The 21,158-nt window shown below is 65.2% G+C and carries 7 protein-coding genes; 6 read left to right on the forward strand and 1 reads right to left on the reverse strand.

Annotation, left to right across the window (positions count from 1 at the left end; genetic code table 11):
* Positions 1-246: PE family protein (locus WAN71_RS17330; protein ID WP_422226509.1), on the reverse strand; the 246-nt coding region annotated here is incomplete at its 3' end.
* 309 nt (positions 247-555) lie between these two features.
* Between WAN71_RS17330 and WAN71_RS17335 the strand changes: the two genes are divergently transcribed.
* The 6 genes from WAN71_RS17335 to WAN71_RS17360 all read left to right on the forward strand — a co-directional run.
* On the forward strand, positions 556-1,266 hold the full coding sequence (locus WAN71_RS17335; protein ID WP_422226510.1) for a thioesterase II family protein: 711 nt from the start codon (positions 556-558) through the stop codon (positions 1,264-1,266).
* Between the two features lie 694 nt (positions 1,267-1,960).
* On the forward strand, positions 1,961-3,709 hold the full coding sequence (locus WAN71_RS17340) for an AMP-binding protein (RefSeq protein WP_422226511.1): 1,749 nt from the start codon (positions 1,961-1,963) through the stop codon (positions 3,707-3,709).
* A 174-nt stretch (positions 3,710-3,883) separates the two neighbouring features.
* Positions 3,884-9,226: a type I polyketide synthase gene (locus WAN71_RS17345; protein WP_422226512.1), complete on the forward strand. Its 5,343-nt coding sequence runs from the start codon at positions 3,884-3,886 to the stop codon at positions 9,224-9,226.
* Between the two features lie 46 nt (positions 9,227-9,272).
* Entirely contained in the window at positions 9,273-14,051 is a 4,779-nt protein-coding gene (locus WAN71_RS17350; protein ID WP_422226513.1) for an SDR family NAD(P)-dependent oxidoreductase, read from the forward strand.
* A gap of 5 nt (positions 14,052-14,056) precedes the next feature.
* Positions 14,057-19,444, forward strand: a complete 5,388-nt coding sequence (locus WAN71_RS17355) for a type I polyketide synthase (RefSeq protein WP_422226514.1) — start codon at positions 14,057-14,059, stop codon at positions 19,442-19,444.
* The coding region (locus WAN71_RS17360) for a type I polyketide synthase (protein WP_422226515.1) at positions 19,444-21,158 on the forward strand (1,715 nt) is incomplete at its 3' end. The genes WAN71_RS17355 and WAN71_RS17360, both read left to right, overlap by 1 nt.

A 21,158-nucleotide genomic window follows, 5' to 3' on the forward strand; every position in this document is an offset into this window, starting at 1 on the left:
GGATTGCAACGCGGCCACCAACTGCTGGTGCACTTCCGCGGCTTGGGCGGCGAGCTGCTGATAGGCCACGCCCTGCTGACCGAACTGGGCCGCCGTCATCGCCGACACAAGGTCGGAGGCCGCCGGGGCCAACCCCGTGGTCGGCGCCGCGGCAGCCGCATTGCGGGCCACCATCGCATCACCGAGACCGGACAGGCTGCTCGCAGCCCCTGACAACACATCTGGATCTGTAGTTACGTACGACACTTCCAACCTCCTCCAAGGCCCCCGCCGACACTAAAGTTAGACGTTACTTCAAGTCGGGCGTTGGATTGACGACTCCAAAAGCAACAGCCACCCATGATGGCTGACAAATCGTATGCTTTTTTTGGCTCCGGCGGAACACAATCGAAGAAACGATGTCCGCACGAAAGCATGCGTTAACGATGGCGTTTTGTCACAGGAGTTGAACCCTCGGGTGGGGGCCGGTCGCGCACGCTGACCTAAGAGTTCGCAGCGGACGCCGCCGGCGATGCGTTCCCTGAGTGGCGCGAGCCGGGACGGTATCGTTGCCGCGTGACTGACCGACCGCCGACGCTTTACATCTTTCCGCATGCCGGCGGATCAGCCGAATATTACGTTCCATTTGCTAAAGCGTTTTCCAGCGACATCAAACGCATTGCGGTCCGATACCCCGGACGTGCTGGTACTCACGATCTTGGGTCGTTTACCAGCATTTCCGATCTCGCGGATAAGGTTTGCCGGATGCTGCCACCGCCGGATCCGTCCGATGAGAAGGTGGCGTTCTTCGGCCACAGCATGGGCGGGTTGCTGGCGTTCGAGGTCGCTCGACGGTTCGAAGTGGCGGGGAGCCCGATCGCCGCCCTGTTCGTATCCGCCTGTGCGGCGCCCGGCCGAGTCGGCTATGAGCACATCCCGGAGTCCGATAGCGGCCTGCTCGATGCGGTCAGCCAGATGACCGGCTTGAATCCCGAGTTCCTGGAGAACGAGGAATTTGCCGCCAAGATCCTACCGACGCTGCGCGGCCTCAAGGCCATCTCGAAGTACGACTGCCCGCCCGAGGCGACCGTGTCGTGCCCGATCTTTGCCTTCCTGGGCGACGACGACGAAGTCGCTACCTACGAGAAGGTGTCGCCCTGGTCGGAGCGCACGACGTCGGAGTTCAGCGTGCAGGTCTTCCCCGGCCATCACTTCTACCTCAACGACCACATCCCTGAGCTGGTCAGTCAGATCGAGGGCAAGGTGTTGGCGTACTGCCGCGGTTGACGGCCTTCGCCAAACCACCGCTGGTTGGACTGAGTTGACGGCTGCCGTCAAGAGATTCCTTACGGCGCCGTCATTTTGTCAAGCGTTATTACAATCGTGACTAATAGTGAGCAGAAGCCTTGTGCGGCCAATAAATTGGATAATACGACTAATTAATTGGACGCAACGGCGGTTGGAATTCGGTGCGATTTCTGCGGCAAAGGTGCCGCCATATCTGGGCGCGGCATATTTCAACGCCTGCAACATGTGCAACAGCCCCAACACCGCAGGTCTGTCTCCAGCAAACCGCAGCGTCGGGCAGAGGCTCAGCCCCGGTCGGTGATCTGCGGCGGCGCGGACCGCGGTCCAACGGCGGCCGCCGGTCATCGCACAATCTGTGTGAAAAAAACGATCCCTGGCGGTGTTTACGAAAATTTTGCGGACATCCGACCGGCCTGTTTAGATCACGCGAACGGCGGGTGGCCGCTCGCGCGCGACGCCGCACGACCAGCAAGGGAACCACAGCGTTTGACTGCTTAGCAAACCTATGGTCTGATCGAGCCCGCAGGCAGGACCAAGTTCCTGTTTGTCGCGCGTATTACATTCTTGGATTTTTGGTCCGAGAAGTGCGGCGGCCCTGTTAATCTCCTGCATCACAAGACAAGCGCCCTACGCGGTTGTGTTCGGGGCTCTGATCTAGAGGGGTGGTGTCCCGATGGCGGCAACCGAAGCTTCGATTCCCGAGGCGTTGGGGGAGAGGGTCCGGCGGGGACCGGATTTGCCTGCGTACACGTTCATCGACTACGAGCTCGACCCGGAGGGTTACACCCAAACCTTGACCTGGTCTCAGCTTTACCAGCGCGTGCAGGTGGTCGCCGGGGAAATCGCGTCGGGCACCTCGCCCGGGGATCGGGTGGCGATACTTGCGCCGCAGGGCCTGGAATTCGTCATCGGCCTTTACGCTGCGCTTGAGGCCGGTTGCATCGCAGTACCGTTGCCCGTGCCGCAGTTCGGCGCACACGACGAACGTGCCTCCGCGGCGCTGCAAGACAGCGCGCCGACGGTGCTCCTGACGACATCGGCCGTTGTCGACGACGTTGTCTCGTGCGGTCGTGCGCTACCCGGCACACCACCGGCAGTGATCGAGATCGACGCGCTTGACCTCGATGCGCCGCCTTCCTTCCAGTCGGGCAGCCGGGCACATACCAAAATCGCTGTGCTGCAGTACACCTCCGGCTCGACTCGTTCGCCGGCCGCCGTCGTGGTGACCCACAAGAACATCTTCGCGAACTTTGAACAATGCATTGCCGACTATTTCGAGGCCGACGGGAAAGTTCCACCGGCGGATCTCACGCTGGTGTCGTGGCTGCCCACCTACCACGACATGGGTCTGCTGCTCGGGGTCACTGGTGCGCTGACAATCGGATATCAGTCAGTGCTGATGAGCCCGCTGGCGTTCCTGCAGAGACCCGCCCGGTGGATGCAGCAGTTGGCCAAAAACACCCGCCCCTTCACCGCAGTGCCAAACTTCGCTTTCGAACTGGCCGCCCGACGGACCACTGAGGCCGACATGGCCGGGCTTGACTTGGCGCACGTGCACACCGTTCTCAGCGGCAGCGAGCGGGTACACGCGGCGACGATCCGGCGTTTCCTCGGTCGCTTCGCGGACCTCAACTTCCCGGCAACCGCACTGAAGCCGTCGTACGGGCTGGCCGAGGCGATGGTGTACGTGGCGTCATCGGGTCCGGGGCGGCCCCCGACCGTCGCCAACTTTGACTACGAGAAGCTGTCCGCCGGCCATGCAGAGGCCTGCGACAACGAAGGCGGCGTCGAGCTGGTCAGTGTCGGTACGCCGCGCGCGTCCACTATCCGGATCGTCGATGCGGACACCCGCGTCGAGAATCCGGCCGGCATGGTCGGCGAGATCTGGCTGCACGGCGACAACATCGCCAACGGCTACTGGCGCAAGCCGCAACAGTCGCAGCGGACTTTCGGCGGGCAGCTCCTAGACCCCTCGCCCGGCACGCCGCTGGGGCCCTGGCTTCGTACCGGAGATTTGGGCGTCATCTACGACGGCGAGCTGTTCATCATCGGCCGCATCAAAGATCTGCTGATCGTGGACGGGCGCAACCACTACCCCGACGACATCGAGGCGACGACTCAGGAGATCAGCGGGGGCCGTGTCGCGGCGATCGCGATCCCGGATGATCGCACTGAGCGGCTGGTCGTGATCGCGGAGATGAAGAACCGGGGCAACTCCGACGAGGAGATGCAGCAGCGGCTTCGTACCGTAAGAGCGCAAGTGACGTCCGCGATTTCCAAGTCGCACGGGTTGCGGGTGTCTGATCTGGTCCTGGTGCCGCCCGGCTCAATTCCGATCACCACCAGCGGGAAGATCCGCCGCTCCTCGTGTCTCGAGGTTTACCGGCAGGACGAGTTCAGCCGTTTGGATTCCACCGCCTGATTAGTGGCTTCCATACGGCTTTACACTCAGCGAGAGTAAAGCCAATGCCATCAACCGAATCTTCTCTACCCGCTGTGCTAAGGGAGCGCGCCGGGCGCCGGGACAAGACCGGATGACATCTCTGAGCGGGGCTGTGTACCTCGCACAGCTTTCTGGCAGATTGGGGGGAGCGCGATGACTGGTGCGCCGCCGGATCGTCGTGCGATCATCGCCGAGGCCTTGCGCAAGATCGATGACCTGACTGCACAGCTGGAAATTGCTCAAAAGGGGGACACCGAGCCAATCGCCGTGGTGGGGATGGGCTGCCGGTTCCCTGGTGAGGCGAACAGCACAGCTCAGTACTGGCGGTTGCTGCAAGACGGCGCCAGCGGCATCGTGCGGGTGCCCCCGGAGCGTTGGGACGCCGACGCGTTCTACTCCGACGACCACTCCATGCCTGGGACGATCTGCTGCCCAGAGGGGGGTTTCCTCACGTCGTGGCGACCCGACGAATTCGACGCCGAGTTCTTCGGCATCTCACCGCGCGAGGCTGCCGCAATGGATCCTCAGCAGCGGCTGTTGCTCGAAGTTAGCTGGGAGGCACTGGAAAACGCGGGCATCACCGCCCAAAAGATCCGCGGCACGCAAACCTCGGTCTTCGTGGGAATGACCACCTATGACTACACGCTGACCCTGGCCGGCAGGTTGCCGCCAGACCAGATTGACCCGCACCTCCCGTTCGGCAATGCGGCGAACTTCGCCGCGGGGCGATTGTCGTATTTCCTGGGTGTGCACGGCCCAGCGGTGGTGGTCGACACCGCGTGCTCGTCGTCGCTGGTCAGCGTTCATCTGGCGTGCCAAAGCCTGCGTCGACGGGAAAGTGACCAAGCGTTGGCCGCCGGAGTCAACCTGATGCTCAGCCCGGAAAACAGCGTCGCCACCTCGCGGTGGGGCATGTTGGCTCCCGACGGCCGGTGCAAAACCTTCGACACGGATGCGGACGGCTATGTCCGCAGCGAGGGTTGCGGAGTGGTCGTGCTCAAGCGGCTCAGCGATGCGGTGCGCGACGGCGATTCGGTGTTAGCTGTGGTGCGCGGTTCGGCCGTCAACCAGGATGGTCCCAGCAGCGGGCAGACGGTGCCCAGTGGACCGGCCCAGCAGGCGGTGCTGCGTGCTGCGTTGGCGGCCGCACGGTTGGAGCCGTCGGAGATCGACTACATCGAGGCGCACGGCACCGGCACCGCGTTGGGTGATCCGATCGAACTGGGGGCGCTGACCAACGTCTTCGGTGAGCGGAATGGCTCGGCGCCGCTGGTGTTGGGTTCGGTGAAGACCAACGTGGGTCATCTGGAATCAGCGGCCGGGATCGCCGGGTTTATCAAGACTGTGTTGACCGTGCAGCACGGCTACATCCCCCGGCATCTGCACTTCAAGCAGTTGACTCCGAACGCGGTTGAGGGCGCTTCGCGGTTCACGATCGCGGACCAGGGCATGCAATGGCCGCGCGTGGCGCGGGCCCGGCGAGCGGGGGTGTCGTCCTTCGGCGTCAGTGGCACCAATGCGCACGTGGTGCTCGAGCAGGCTCCGGCTGCTGAGCCGGTGGCCGCGCAACCGGAACCGGTGCTGAGCACCTTGGTCATCTCGGGGAAGAGCCGCGCGCGGATCGCGTCGACGGCCGCGATGTTGGCCGAGTGGATGATCGCCGACGGCGCCGGCGTTTCACTGGCCGATGTCGCCCACACCCTCAACCATCACCGCACCCACCACAAGGCGTTCGCCACCGTCTGCGTGCGCGACCGTGCCCAGGCCGTGGCCGGCCTGCAGGCATTGGCGACCGGTGAATCAGCAGTCGGCGCGGTGGGCGCCCATGACGGGTTGTGCAAGCCGGGCACCGTCTTCGTGTATTCGGGTCAGGGCTCGCAGTGGGCAGGCATGGGCCGGCAGTTGTTAACGGACGAGCCGACTTTCGCTGCGGCTGTGGACGAGTTGGAGCCGTTGTTCGTCGAGCACGTCGGATTTTCGCTACGGCAGGTGCTCGCTGAAGGCCAGCCGGTAACCGGGGACGCGCGGGTGCAGCCGGTCTTGATGGGTTTGCAGTTGGCGTTGACGGCGTTGTGGCGCTGCTATGGCGTGGAACCCGATGCGGTGATTGGGCATTCGATGGGGGAGGTGACCGCGGCGGTGGTGGCCGGGGCGCTGAGCCCGGCCGACGGGCTGCGGGTGATCGCGATCCGGTCGCGGTTGATGTCGCGGCTGGCCGGCCAAGGTGCGGTGGCGCTGCTGGAGCTTGACGCCGACGCGGCCGAAAAGCTGATCGCCGACTACCCCGAGGTGAGTTTGGCGGGATACCTCTCGCCGCGGCAGACCGTGATCGCCGGGTCGGTGGCGCAGGTTGATGCGGTGATCGCAGCGGTAGCAGCGCAGGAGCGATTCGCGAAGCGAGTGAATATGGAGGTCGCTTCGCATACCGCACTGATGGATCCGATCCTGCCTGAGTTGCGGTCGGCGCTGGCCGATCTGGTGCCCAAGGCACCGACGATTCCGTTTATCTCCACCGTCGCCGAGACTGCCGCCACGCCGGCATTGGATGCCGAGTACTGGGTCGCCAATGTGCGCCAGCCGGTGCGGCTGCGCCAAGCAATCACCACCGCCGCCGAGCAGCACGCGACTTTCATCGAAGTCAGCCCGCATCCCACGCTGGCGCATGCCGTCACCGAAACGCTGGAAACGCTCGAGTCCAGCCACCATCACAGCGTCGGGACGCTGTCGCGCGATGGCGATGACACGGTCAGCTTCCACACCAACTTCAACAGCACTTGTGTCCTCCGTCCTCCGCGGGTGCCCCATCCACCCGAGCCCCATCCGGTGCTGCCCAGTGCGCCCTGGCACCACACCCAGCACTGGATCAACGCCGAGAATTACGTCAAAGCAGCCGAGTCCGCGCCCAAGCCCGGCACCCTGCTCGGCGAGCACATCGCGGTCGCTACCACACCCCCAACGCATCTGTGGCAGGCGCGGCTCACCCCCGCCAACAAGCCGTATCCGGGATCCCATCACAACAATGGCGTGGAGATAGTTCCGATATCGGTTCTGTTGCAGACGCTTTCGGCCGCAGTCGCCGAATATGACGCATCGATAACCTCGGACATCCGATTCGAGTATCCGATCGTCGTCGACGAGCCGCGGGTGATCCAGGTGGTGGCCGACGGCGAGTCGGTCACTGTGGCGTCGAGCTCTGCGAGTGCCGGGGGCCCCGAAAATACCGGCTCCGCGCAACGTTGGGTCAAGCACGTCAGCGCCAGAATCTCTCGCGAGCCGCCTGGCCAAGGGGCAGCACGAGAGTCCCCGTCCGGCCCGGAGACGGCGGGCACCGAGTTTGTCGACGAGTCGGTTACGTCGCTGTGGCAGACCTGGGGCAGTGAAGGGCGGCCGTTCGAGTGGTCGGTCGACTCCTGCCGGTCGGCGGCCGGTCGATTGCATGCCGAGGTTGAGCTGTCCAAACCCTCGGCGGTCGCGCTGCTCGACGCCGCCATTCACCTTGCCCGGCTGCTGGACAGTTCCAACCCGCGGTTGATGATTCCGGCTGCGGCAGCAAGTGTCCGGTTCGAAGCCGAACTTGTTGACCCACACGGCCGCATCGAGGTGGATCGGCGCGGCGGCAACGATGACGAGCTGATCGTCGACATTGCAGTAACGGCGCCGGACGGCAGCACCTGCATCGAGGTCCGGGAACTTCGCTACGCGGCAGTGGACTCGAATGCTTCTGCCTCTTCGGCGTCGCGCAACGACGACCCGTCGACGATGGTGCACACGATCGATTGGCAACCATTCCAGGCTGTTGAGGGTGATGCCGACTCATCCGATGGCTTGGCCACGATCGCGGTGCTGGGCGACGACAGCATCGTCGGCACTCTGCGCGATCGGCTTGCCGACGCCGGTTACCCGTCGGCCGCCGTCGCCGAGTCGCGATACGTGCTCTACGTAGCCGAATCCGGTTCCGACAACACCGATCTCGACTGCGCGGTTCGGCTGTCGGCCGAAGTGGCCGATCTGGTCCGAGGGCTGGCCGAGCGGGACGATGACCACCCGGTCACGTTGTGGATCATCACTCGCGGCGTTCGGGAGGGTTCTTCCGACGCGGCCGTGCGGCAGAGTTGTCTGTGGGGAACCGCGGGGGTCATCCGGGCCGAGCAGCCACAGTTGTGGGGCGGCCTGGTCGACGTGCCGGACGGACCAGAGGATCGCGCCGAGTGGTTATCGCCGCTGTCCACGATCCTGCGGACACCGGCCAAGTCCATCTTGGCGTTGCGCGACGGCGAATTCCGCACGCAGGTGCTGGCGCCGGTCTCCGGTGAACCGGTCCGTGAACCACTGCGGTGCCGCCCGGACGCGGCATACCTCGTCACCGGCGGCATGGGTGCGCTTGGTCTGCTGATAGCCGGTTGGCTCGCGGATCGCGGCGCCCGTCGTCTGATACTGGCCGGCCGCACGCCGCTGCCACCGCGTCGTGACTGGGACACCGGCATCGCTGACGCCGACACCAAGCACAAGATCGCCGCCATCCAGGCGCTGGAATCGCGTGGGGTCTCGGTCGATGCGGTGGCTCTCGACGTGGGTTCGCGCGATGCGGTGCAGGCCCTTGTGGCGAAGCGGGACGCCGACGGAGCCCCTCCGATCAGCGGTGTCATCCACGCGGCCGGAATCACCGACGCCCAACTCATGACCGAGGTCACCGAGAGCCGTCTTCGGCACACCATGTCGCCGAAAATCGCTGGTGCGCAGGCGTTGCACGAGGTGTTTCCGCCCGGCAGCCTCGACTTTTTGTTCATGACTGCCGCGGCCGGGGCGGTGTTCGGTGTGCCGGGGCAGGGTGCCTACGCGGCGGCGAATGCCTACCTGGACGGACTGGCCCAGGCGCGTCACCGGCAGGGCTGCCACACGGTCAGCTTGGACTGGGTGGTCTGGCGGGGACTCGGGTTCGGCTCGGATGCCCAAATCGCGATGCAGGAACTCGAACGGTTGGGCTCGCGGCCCGTCACCCCGGACGAAGCCTTCGCGGCCTGGGAGTACTTGGAGCGCTACGACGTCGCTCAAGCCGTGATGGCTCCGCTACCGTCGTCCGACGCGTCGGCGGCACACGACGCGCCGGCGATATCACCGGCGTGGTCGGAGATGCCGGCCGAGCAGGTGCTGCGTGAACTCGAGGCCGGGCTGCGAAGCGTCCTTGCCCGCGAGCTGCATATGCCGGAAGACGAGCTCGCAGTGGACCTCCCGTTTGCAGAGCTGGGCCTCAACTCGGTGATGGCAATGTCGGTTCGCCGAGACACCGAGCAGTTCGTCGGCATCGAGCTGTCGGCGACAATGCTTTTCAACTATCCGACGATCGTCGCATTAGCGGAGCACCTCGCTAAAAAGCTTCTACCACAGACAGATTCGGACAACGACATCGACGCGCTGGGCGACTCGGACTCCCACGTGTTGGATGACCTGTTCGACAGCGTGGAGTCGGCTCCGGCTGGTAGTGAGAGGGGTATCTGATGGAGGGCTACCGGCGGGGTGCATCCAGCCGTTTGGAGGTCGTGTCATGACCTCGCCTTACGACGAGGAAGCTCTTCGGCACTGGCTGGCCGACTACCTCGTGACCAATGTCGGCTGCAATCCCTATGAGATCGACTTCGATGCGTCGATGAGTGATCTTGGTCTGGGCTCGCGCGACGCAGTTGTGCTCTCCGGTGAGCTGTCCGAGCTACTCGGTCGCAAAGTTTCGCCGGTGGAATTCTGGGAGCACCCGTCAATCGGTGATTTGGCGCGGTTTCTCAGCGGGTCCGAATCCAGCGCGGAGCCGATCCTTCAGCCGGATCATCGAACCAGCATGGACGAGCCGATCGCGGTGATCGGCCTGGGCTGCCGATTCCCCGGTGGGGTCCACGGGCCGGAAGAGTTCTGGCAATTCTTAGCTGAAGGCCGGAACGCGGTGGGACAGTTGCCGCCGGATCGGTGGGCGCCATTCGAGGACGGCTCCCCAGAGGTTGCGGCGACGCTGGCCCGCACCACACGTTCGGGATCGTTCTTAGCCGACGTCGACAGCTTCGACGCCGACTTCTTCGAAGTCTCCAGCCGCGAAGCCGTCAAGATGGACCCGCAGCAGCGTCTGCTGCTCGAAGTAGCATGGGAGGCACTCGAACACGCCGGAATTCCGCCGGGTTCGCTGCGCCGCTCACAAACCGGCGTCTTCGCTGGAGCGTGCTACGCCGACTACGGATACTTGGCAGCGCTCGATCTGCCAAGTATCGACGCGTGGAGTAATTCCGGTGGCGCGCTGAGCATCATCGCCAATCGGCTGTCGTATTTCCTGGATCTTCGTGGGCCTTCTGTCACCATTGACACCGCGTGTTCGTCATCGATCGTCGCTTTGCATCTCGCGTGTCAGAGCCTACGAATCGGGGATTCGGATGTGGCTCTTGCGGCAGGGGTGAACCTGTTGTTGGCGCCTGGAGTCTTTCGCGCCTTCGATCAAACGGGCGCGTTGTCGCCCACTGGTGCTTGCCATGCGTTCGACGCGGATGCTGACGGGTTCGTCCGCGGTGAGGGCTGCGGAGTCGTCGTGCTCAAGCGACTGAGTGATGCAGTTCGCGACGGGGATCGGCTGCTTGCAGTGGTCCGCGGCTCGGCAGTCAACCAGGACGGCCGGTCCAACGGCCTGCTGGCCCCAAACCCCGCCGCGCAGATGGCGGTGCTGCGTACGGCTTACGCCAACGCAGGGGTATCGCCACATGAGGTGGATTATGTCGAGACCCACGGCACCGGAACGCTATTGGGGGATCCCATCGAGGCGCGGGCGCTCGGTACCGTCCTGGGTAAGGGACGTCCGGAGCAATCGCCGCTGTTGATCGGTGCGGTGAAGTCCAATCTCGGTCATCTGGAGGCAGCGGCCGGAATGGCGGGCCTCATCAAGACGGTTCTCGCCGTCCAGCGGGCAAGCATCCCCGGCAATTTGCATTTCCACAATCCCAATCCGCACATACCGTTCGGTCAAATGCGGCTGAAAGTCGTTGCTGAGCAACAAGACTGGCCGCACACGCCGCACCCGCGGCGGGCTGGGGTCTCCGCGTTCGGGTTCGGTGGTACCAACGCGCATGCGGTGATCGAGCAGGCGCCCGCTTCGGTACCCGTTCTGCGCGAGCCGGATCCAGCTGTCACCACATTGGTGGTGTCGGGCAAGACCCCGGAGCGGATAGCGGCGATGGCCGGGACCCTGGCTGAGTGGATTGCCGATGCGGGCTCTGCAGTGCGGCTGCCCGATGTGGCTCATGCACTCAATCACCACCGGGAACGATACGCCCAGTTCGCCACGGTTTGCGCCCGTGATCGTGCCGACGCGGTGACCCGGTTGCAAGCGCTGGCCGAAGGCCGAGTGGCCCCGGGAGCGCAGGGAGCGGAAGGAATAGTGGGCCCGCACGACGGCCCCTGCAATCCCGGCACGGTGTTCGTCTACTCGGGTCAGGGCTCGCACTGGGCGGGCATGGGCCGCCAATTGCTTGCCGACGAGCCGGTGTTCGCCGAGGCCATCGAGGATCTGGAACACGATTTCGTTGAGCACGTTGGGTTTTCGTTGCAACAAGTGATCGCCGGCGGCGAGCCGGTGAGCGGTGACGCGCAGGTGCAGCCGGTGCTGATGGGATTGCAACTGGCGCTGACCGAGTTGTGGCGCTCGTACGGAGTGCACCCGGATGCCGTGATCGGTCATTCGATGGGTGAAGTCACCGCGGCGGTGGTGGCCGGGGCGCTGACTGTGGGCGACGGACTGCGGGTGATCGCTATCCGCTCGCGCCTGATGTCGCAGCTCGCGGGGCAAGGTGCGGTGGGATTACTCAAGCTGGACGCCGAGGCCACCGCAGCGTTGATCGCCGACTATCCCAATGTCAGTGTGGCGGGTTATATCTCACCGCAGCAGACGGTGATCGCTGGGCCCGTTGCGCCAGTCGATGCGGTGATCGCCGCGGTGAGCGCGCAGAATAAGTTCGCCCGGCGGGTCAACATGGAGGTCGCCTCGCATACCGCGTTGATGGACCCGATCTTGCCCGAGCTGCGGTCGGCGCTGGCGGATCTGGGGCCCTCGATGCCGACAATTCCGTTTATCTCCACCGTTGTGGCAGACACCACCGCGCCGGTGCTGGATGCCGAGTACTGGGTGGCCAATGTGCGCCAGCCGGCGCTGTTGAGTCAGGCCATCACCGCAGCCTCGGAAGAACACGGCACCTTCATCGAAGTCAGCGCTCATCCGATCTTGACCCACGCCGTCAGCGACACGCTGGATTCGGTGACCCATCACCACGCTGTCGGGACCTTGTGGCGCGACGGTGATGACACGGTCACTTTCCATACCAATGTCAACGCCGTCCACACCAGCCAGCCGCCGGAGACACCCCACCCGGCAGAACCGGCTCCGGTGCTGCCCACCACGCCCTGGCAGCACAGCAAGCACTGGGCCACGGTTAGGCCATTGGCTCCGGTCAAACGTGTTGCTCATGTTGGTATTTCGAATGGGCAGGTCGTCGATGGACCGATTCCGCCGGAGTGGTATAGCCAGCTAGCCTGGCCGGCTCGGAAGTTGTCAGCAGAGCGGGTAGACGCGGACAGTTCGTGGCTGGTGATCGCCGATTCCGGGCTCGGCGCGGAACTCGGTCGTGTTCTGGGTGATGGGTCTGACGTGACGGTGCTGCCGGCGTCGCTGCTGGCCGAAGGCAGCGAGGTTGAAACGATCACCGACGCCCTCGCCGGAGCAACCCATGTGCTCTACGCACCGCAGGCGCTTTCTGAACATTTCGACGCCGAAGCGGGATATGCCCTGTTCAACGCCGCGCGGAAGCTGACCGCAGCGGCGACCGAAATGGGGATGGGGCCGCGGCTGTTCCTGCTCACCCGCAACGCGCAGCCTGTCGATGAGGGCGATCGGGCCAACCCCGCCCACGCGGTGTTGTGGGGACTGGGTCGCACGCTGGCACTGGAGCATCCCGAAATCTGGGGCGGCATCGTCGATGTCGACGAATCGGTGCCCGCCGGCTTGGCCGCCCGATATGTGGTCGACGAAGCTCACGGCGGCGATGGAGAGGATCAGGTCGTATACCGGGCCGGTATCCGTCGCGTCCCACGGCTGCAAAGCCGTCACCTGCCGGCGGCGTCCCCGGCCAAACTGGATAAGGACAGCAGCTATCTGGTCATCGGCGCAACCGGCAACATCGGACCGCATCTGATCCAGCAGCTTGCAGCCTCCGGCGCCGGAACCGTCGTCGCGGTCTCGCGCAACCCCGGTTCACGCCTAGACGAGTTGGCTGCCGGCCTGTCGGCAACCGGAACCACCTTGGTGACGGTTGCTGCCGACGCGGCCGATGAAACCGCGATGAGCGCACTGTTCGACCGCTTCGGCGCAGACCTCCCGCCGCTGGGCGGTATTTACGTGGCGGCGTTCGCGGGCGGGCCGATCACCTTGCGCGACATGACCGATGACGACGTCACCGCGATGTTCCGGCCGAAGCTGGATGTGGTAGCGCTGCTGCATAAGCTGTCCGTGCGTCACCCGGTGCGCCAGTTTGTGCTGTTCTCGTCGATCTCTGGCGTGACTGGGTCGCGCTGGCTGGCCCACTACGCGGCGACCACGACCTTCCTGGACACGTTCGCGTTTGCCCGCCGGGCGGCTGGACTTCCGGCTACCGCGATCAACTGGGGCCTCTGGAAGTCATTGTCCGACAGCCAATCCGACGAGGAACGGCACGTGACTCTGGAATCCGGTCTACAGCCGTTGCCCGACGAGGTCGCCATCCAGGCGCTGGCGTGGGTCACCGGTCCCGGCACTCCGGCGCGGTCCACCGTCGTCGCGGCCGACTGGGGCCGGCTCGCCACCGCCTACCGCAGCACCCGTGCCGCTCTACGCATCGTCGACGAGCTGCTGCCTGGTGAGACCGGGGACGACAGTTCACCAACGCTGACCACCGAGTTTCGCAAAACGTTGCGCGACGCCGAACCGGCGCGGCGGCGCGGCCTTCTGGTCGATCACGTCACTGCGCAAGTCGTCGCGGCGATGGGGTTGGCGTCACCGCAACTGCTGGATCCGTCAACGGGTTTCTTCCAGTCCGGGATGGACTCACTGATGAGCGTGACGCTTCAGCGCGCCCTTTCCGACAGCCTGGGCGAGTCGCTACCCGCGTCGGTGGTGTTCGACTATCCGACCGTCGAAGCGCTGGCCGACTACTTGGCCACTCTGCTTCCGGAACTGGTCGAGGTTGCCGATCAGGAAAGCGTCGATGCCTATCAAGACCTCAGTGATGACGACCTGCTCAAAGAACTTTCCGAAAGGCTGGGTTGAGCGCAATGACTGCTGCATCGCCGGATCGTCGGGCGATCATCACCGAGGCGCTGCGCAAGATCGATGATTTAACTGCTCGTCTCCAGATCGCCGAAAAGGCTGATACCGAGCCAATTGCCGTGGTGGGGATGGCGTGCCGGCTCCCCGGTGGGGTGGACACCCCCGCTCAGTACTGGCAGTTCCTCAAGAACGGGGAAAGCGGCGTTGTCCGGGTGCCTGCGGACCGCTGGGACGCGGACGCCTACTACTCCGAGGACCACACCCGGCCCGGCACGATCTGCAATCGGGAGGGCGGCTTTCTGACGTCCTGGCAGCCCGATCAATTCGATGCCGAGTTCTTCGGGATCTCTCCGCGTGAGGCCGTCGCGATGGATCCTCAGCAGCGGCTGCTGCTCGAAGTCGCTTGGGAGGCATTGGAAAACGCCGGCGTCACGCCGGAAGCGGTTCGCAACACGCAGACCGGAATCTACATCGGCCTGACCACCTATGACTATTCGTTGATCGCGGCTAACGGGCGGCCCGAAGACGTCGACCCCTACATTCCGTTCGGCAATGCGTCGAACTTCGCCGCAGGACGGCTGTCGTATTTCCTTGGCGTGCACGGCCCGGCCGTGGTCGTCGATACCGCGTGCTCCTCGTCGCTGGTGGCCATCCATCTGGCCTGCCAGAGCCTGCGCCGGCGCGAAACGGACCAGGTGCTGGCCGCCGGCACCAACCTGATCCTCTATCCGTTAAACAGCATCGCCTGCTCGCGGTGGGGAATGCTGGCTCCGGACGGGCAGTGCAAGACTTTTGACGCGTCCGCCAACGGGTACGTGCGCAGCGAAGGCTGCGCTGTGGTGGTGCTCAAGCGGCTCAGTGATGCACTGCGCGACGGGGATTCGGTGTGGGCCGTGGTGCGCGGTTCGGCGGTCAACCAGGACGGCCCGAGCAGCGGGCAGACGGTACCCAGCGGACCCGCCCAGCAGGCGGTGCTGCGGGCGGCGTTGGCGGCAGCGCGCCTAGAGCCGTCGGAGATCGACTACGTCGAGGCGCACGGCACCGGGACGGCGTTGGGGGACCCGATCGAACTCGAAGCGCTGAACCAGGTTTTCCCGGACACCGATCGGTTGGCGCCGCTGGTCCTGGGTTCGGTGAAGACAAACATGGGTCATATGGAGAACTCGGCCGGTATCGCCGGGTTCGTCAAGACCGTGCTGAGCCTGGGGCATAGCTATATTCCGCCGCATCTGAACTTCAAGCAATTGACTCCGAATGCCAGCGCAGGTGCGTCGCGATTCACCATCGCCGCGCAAGGGATGGACTGGCCCGACGTAGGGCGGCCCCGGCGTGCGGGGGTGTCGTCGTTTGGGGTCAGCGGCACTAACGCGCATGTGGTCGTCGAGCAGGCGCCGGTCACCGAACCTGTTCCGTCGCAACCGGAGCCAGTGGTGAGCACGTTGGTGATCTCGGGGAAGAGCCCGGCCCGGATCGCGCCGTTGGCCGCGATGCTGGCCGACTGGATGGCCGGTGACGGCGCTGCCGTCCCGTTGGCCGATATCGCCCACACCGTCAACAACCACCGCGCTCGTTACAAGAGCTTCGCCGCGGTGTGTGCGCGTGATCGCGATCAGGCGGTGGCCGGCCTGCAGGCATTGGCCGCCGGCGAGCCGGCGCCGGGTGTTGTCGAGCAGGCCAACCGACCCCAGGGGCCGGGCACGGTATTTGTGTATTCCGGTCAGGGTTCGCAGTGGGCCGGCATGGGCCAGCGGTTGCTGGTCGAGGAGCCGGCGTTTGCTGCCGCAGTGGACGAGTTGGAGGCGGCTTTCGTTGAGGCGGCAGGATTTTCGCTGCGGGATGTGCTGGTCTCCGGCGAGCAGGTGGTGGGTATCGAGCGTATCCAGCCGGTCTTGGTCGGTATGCAGTTGGCGTTGACGGCGTTGTGGCGCTCCTATGGCGTGGAGCCCGCCGCCGTGATCGGGCATTCGATGGGGGAGGTCACCGCTGCCGTCGTGGCCGGGGCCTTGAGTGCGGCCGATGGGCTCAAAGTTATCGCGACCCGATCGAAGTTGATGTCGCGGCTGTCCGGGCAGGGCGCGATGGCGCTGCTGGAGTTGGGAGCCGAGGACGCCGAGAAGTTGGTCGCGAACTATCCGGATATCACGGTGGCGGTGTACGCCGCTCCGCAGCAGACGGTGATCGCCGGGCCACCCGAGCAGGTCGACGCGGTGATCGCGGTCGTGGACGCGCAAGGGCTGTTGGCGCGGCGGGTCGAGGTCGATGTGGCCTCGCACCACCCGACAGTGGATCCGATTCTGCCCGAATTGCGTAGTGCGCTGGCTGGTTTGGCACCGGTCACGCCGAGGATTCCATTGATCAGCACGGTCGGTCAAACCAACGGCGCGGCACCGGCTTTTGATGCCGACTATTGGGTGGTCAATTTGCGCAACCCGGTGCGGTTCAGCCAGGCAGTGGCGGCCGCTTCCGAAGAACATGCCACCTTCGTCGAAGTCAGCCCACACCCACTGCTCACCCACGCCATCGGTGAAACGCTTGCTTCGACGCCGTCGGGCGACCGATTCGTTGTCACGTCGGCGATGAAGCGCGGTGACGACGAAACCCTTTCTGTCCACACTCAACTCGCCACTGTCGGGGTGGCGCCGAAGACCGGTGGGGTCCGGCGCGCAGACATCCCGCCGTCGCCGTGGCTGCATGCCAGCTATTGGGTCGAGAAGAAATCCGCCGGGCCGCGGCTGCCAGATGTGCACCCGTTGCTTGGGGTGCACGTTGAAATGCCCTCTGGCCGTGAGCATGTGTGGCAGGCCGACATCGGAATCGAGACGATGCCGTGGCTGGCCGACCACAAGGTGCATGGCCAGGCCATCATGTCAGGGGCGGGCTTTGTCGAGATCGCGTTGGCCGCGGGCCGCCAGGCCCTTGGCCTGCCCGTCGCCGCGGTACAGGTCACCCGACTCGAGATCGAGCAGGCGTTTGTCCTCGATGGCCAAACGCGGGTCACGACACAGTTTGCTTCCAGCGCCGACGGGAATCGCGTTGAGATTCACGCCAGTTCGGCAGACGGCAAGTGGTCCCGGTATGCAGTAGCCGACATCGACGTGACCGACCAGGATGCGCCTGCCGGGCAGCGCGACGCCGAATCGGGCAGCGACATCGAGCTGCCCGACGACGCTGCTGACCATCCCGACTACTGCATCCATCCGGCGCTGCTGGACGCGGCGCTGCGGCAACTGGCTGCCGCCATCCCGACTGACGCGTCGGACGGTTGGACGTCGTACCTGCCAGTGTCGGTCGCGACGATCCGGGTGTTCGGTCCGAGTCGGCGCCGCGCCCGGTGCCACGCCGATCTGATCGAGCAGGCGCCCGGAGATTACCGGGGCCGAATCGTTCTGACCGACGATGCGGGCACCGCAACCGCGGAGCTCACCGGCATCGAGCTGCGACCGGTCGATCCCAGAGCGGTGCGGCTGCCGTTGGAGCGGAAGGTCTTCGACGCCGTCTGGGTGCAAAGTTCGACGCCGCCAACCGGCTCGGCTAGCGACCGCGTGCCCGCCGGCAGCTGGCTGCTGTTGGCCGACTCCGACGCCGAGACAGCAGCACTTGTGGCGGACGTTGCCGCCTGGTTGAGCACGCCGACCCGACGAGTGGTCAGCGGTGCATTGTCGGACGAGTCGGCAGTGGTGGAGGCCTTCAAGAAAACCGCAGCTGATGAAAACCTTCCGCCCGCAGGCGTGATCGTGTTCCTTCCAGCGCCGTCGTTTGACGGCACCGACTTCGACGGTGCGCTTCGGCGCGCCCAGGAACTGATCGCAGCGATCTCGACCGCGGCGCACGCCGTCGTCGACGCCGTGTTCGGGAATCCACCGCGGCTGTGGCTGGTAACCCGTGACGGCCTTTCAGTTCACGATGATGAGCCGGGCGATCCGGCGATCGGTGCTCTAAAGGGCCTCATTCGTAACTGGCGGTTCCCGGGCGAAGCGGCGCGCGTCCTGGCCGGCGAGCCAGATCTTGGCGCCACTCTGGTCGACCTGGGTAAAGCGGACGATCCGGCGAAGCTAGTCGGGGCGTTGATCACTGAACTCGGTTCGCCTGCCGGCGATGACGTGATCGCGTGGCGCAGCGATGGCCGATATGTGGAACGGCTCTCGCGTGCGACGCTCGATGCAGGCCACCCGGAGGCGGTTATCCGCGCCGACGGTTCGTACATCGTCACCGGGGGTCTGGGCGGGCTGGGCACGGTCGTCACCCGTTGGCTTCTCGAGCGCGGTGCGGGGCGGATTGTGCTCAACGGCCGAAGCGAGCCCTCCGATGTTCAGCAGCAGGCCCTTGCCGGCCTGGGAAACGACACCGAAATCGTCTTTGTAGCAGGCGATATCGCTTTGCCGGGAGTAGCAGAGCGGCTGGTGGCGGCTGCCGAAGAGACTGGACGCCCACTGCGCGGTGTCGTGCATGCGGCCGGTGTGACCGGTGAGGGTCTGGTGTCGGCGCTTACCTCCGAAGGCATGCAACGGGTGTGGGCGCCGAAGGTGGGCGGAGCATTGCGCCTGCACGCCGCGACAGCCACCCGCGACCTTGACTGGTGGGTGGGCTTCTCTTCGATGGCCACGCTGCTGGGCCTGCCGGGTCAATTGGCGTACACAACAGCCAACGCCTGGCTCGACGCGTTGATGACGTGGCGACGTGCATCGGGCTTGCCTGCGACCGCGATCGACTGGGGCCAGTGGTCCGACGTCGGGATGAGCCACGCACTGACCTACAGCGTTCTCGACCCGATCACTCCCGACGAAGGCGTCGAGGCGCTGGAGCGCTTGGTGGGCGGCGTGCTGGCTCGGGTCGGCGTCGGACGGCTGCGCCTTGATCGCGCCATCGCCGCTACTCCCGAGTTCCGCCAACTCAACTACTTCGAAAATGTGGTGTCCGAGTTCGACAAAACGTTCGACGTTTCGACCGTCGACCACCGACCGGCCGCTGCGGACGAGGATCGGGCGCAAGTTTCCGCCCCGGACTGGTCGCAGTTGTCGGCCGAGGACAGGCTCGGTGAACTCGAGGCCAGGCTGCGGACCATTTTGGCCCGTGAACTGCGGATGTCGGCAGCAGCGATCAACGTGGACCAGCCATTCCCCGAGCTGGGGTTGGACTCGATGATGGCGATGACGGTCCTGCGGGAGACGCAGAAGCTGGTCGGCATCGACTTGTCTGCGAATATGCTGTTTAACCACCCGACCATCTCGTCGCTGGCGGCGTACGTGGCGGACCTGCTAGCACCCCAAGAAGCGCCGCAGGAAGACTCGGAAAAGGCCGCTGTCGATCTGCTGGACTCGCCGGGCGGGGTGTTGGATGAGTTGTTCGATCATGTGGAGTCGGCTTCGGCGGGCAGTGAGAGCGGTATTTTTTAATGGGAACGATTTTCGACAGAGTTTCGGCGATGCCCGCCGACAAGCGGGACGCGCTGACGCAGCAGTTCGATAAGGCGTCGCGGATCACCGCCGCCGAACCGGTGGCGGTGGTGGGGATCGGCTGCCGTTTTCCCGGTGGCGCGGTAGGCCCGGAGGGCTACTGGAACTTCTTGGCACACGGTGGGGATGGGATCAGCGAAATCCCTTCCGACCGCTGGAATGCCGACGAATACTACGATCCGGACCAGTTCGCGCCCGGCCGGATGTCGTCGAAGTGGGGCGGCTTCCTGCCCGACGTGGCCGGCTTCGACGCGGACTACTTCGGTATTTCCCCGCGTGAAGCCGAAGCCATGGATCCCCAGCAGCGGCTGATGCTCGAAGTGGCTTTTGAAGCATTGGAGCATGCCGGGATCGCGACAGATGAGCTGTCCGGTGTGCGCGCCGCGGTCATGATGGGTGTGTATTACGGCGAGTACCAGACGATTTCGGCGGCCAACGCGGACACCATCGATGCCTACTCCGCAACGGGCAACGCCCACGCCGTCGCTGTCGGGCGCATCGCCTATCTGTTAGGGCTCCGTGGCCCGGCGGTGGCGATCGATTCCGCGTGTTCGTCGTCGCTGGTGACGATTCATCTGGCCTGCCAGAGCCTGCGGTTGCGGGAGAGCGACCTGGCCCTGGCCGGCGGGGTCAGCCTCATCTTGCGGCCGGAAACTCAGATCGCGATGGCCAAGTGGGGAATGCTGTCTCCGAACGGCCGGTGCTACTCCTTCGACTCCCGGGCCGACGGGTTCGTCCGCGGCGAGGGTTGTGGAGTCGTCGTACTCAAGCGGCTCACCGACGCCGTTCGGGACGGGGACCGGGTGCTCGCCGTTGTGCGCGGCTCCGCGGTCAACCAGGACGGCCGGTCCAACGGCCTGACCGCGCCGAACACCATCGCGCAACAGGACGTCATCTCGCGCGCATTGCGCAGTGCCGACGTGACCGCGGGCTCGGTGAACTTCATCGAGGCGCACGGCACCGGCACCGGACTAGGTGACCCGATCGAGTTCGAGGCGTTGGCCGATCAGTACGGGCGCGGCGAGAGCCGCTGTGCCCTCGGTGCGGTGAAATCCAACTTCGGCCACCTGGAGGCTGCGGCCGGCATTGCCGGCTTCATCAAGGCCGCGTTGTCCGTGCAGCGGGCGCAGATACCGCCCAACCTCAACTTCTCGCAATGGAATCCGGCGATCGACCCATCGCCCACGCGCCTGTTCATTCCCACCGAGCTGAGCCCATGGCCCGCGGAGGAAGGCCCGCGACGGGCCGCCGTGTCGTCATTCGGCATCGGCGGGACGAACGCACACGTGGTGATCGAACAAGGCCCGGATCCGGCGCCGGTGTCGGATGCCGATTCGCGTTCAGCGGTGACGACATTGACGGTTTCCGGCAAGACCGAACAACGGATCGCGGCGTGGGCGACGGCACTTGCCGATTGGATGGTCGATGAGGGTGCCGGCGTGCCTTTGGCCGATGTTGCCCACACCGTGAATCACTACCGCAGCCGGCACAACAAATTCGCCACGGTATCCGCCCGCGATCGGGCAGAGGCCGTGGCGGGGCTGCGGGCCTTGGCCGCCGGGCAGCCGACGCCGGGAGTGGTCGGCCCGCGTGAGGCGCCGCGTGGATCGGGCACGGTGTTTTTGTATTCGGGTCAGGGTTCGCAGTGGGCGGG

The organism is Mycobacterium sp. (assembly GCF_049280035.1).
Taxonomy (GTDB): domain Bacteria; phylum Actinomycetota; class Actinomycetes; order Mycobacteriales; family Mycobacteriaceae; genus Mycobacterium.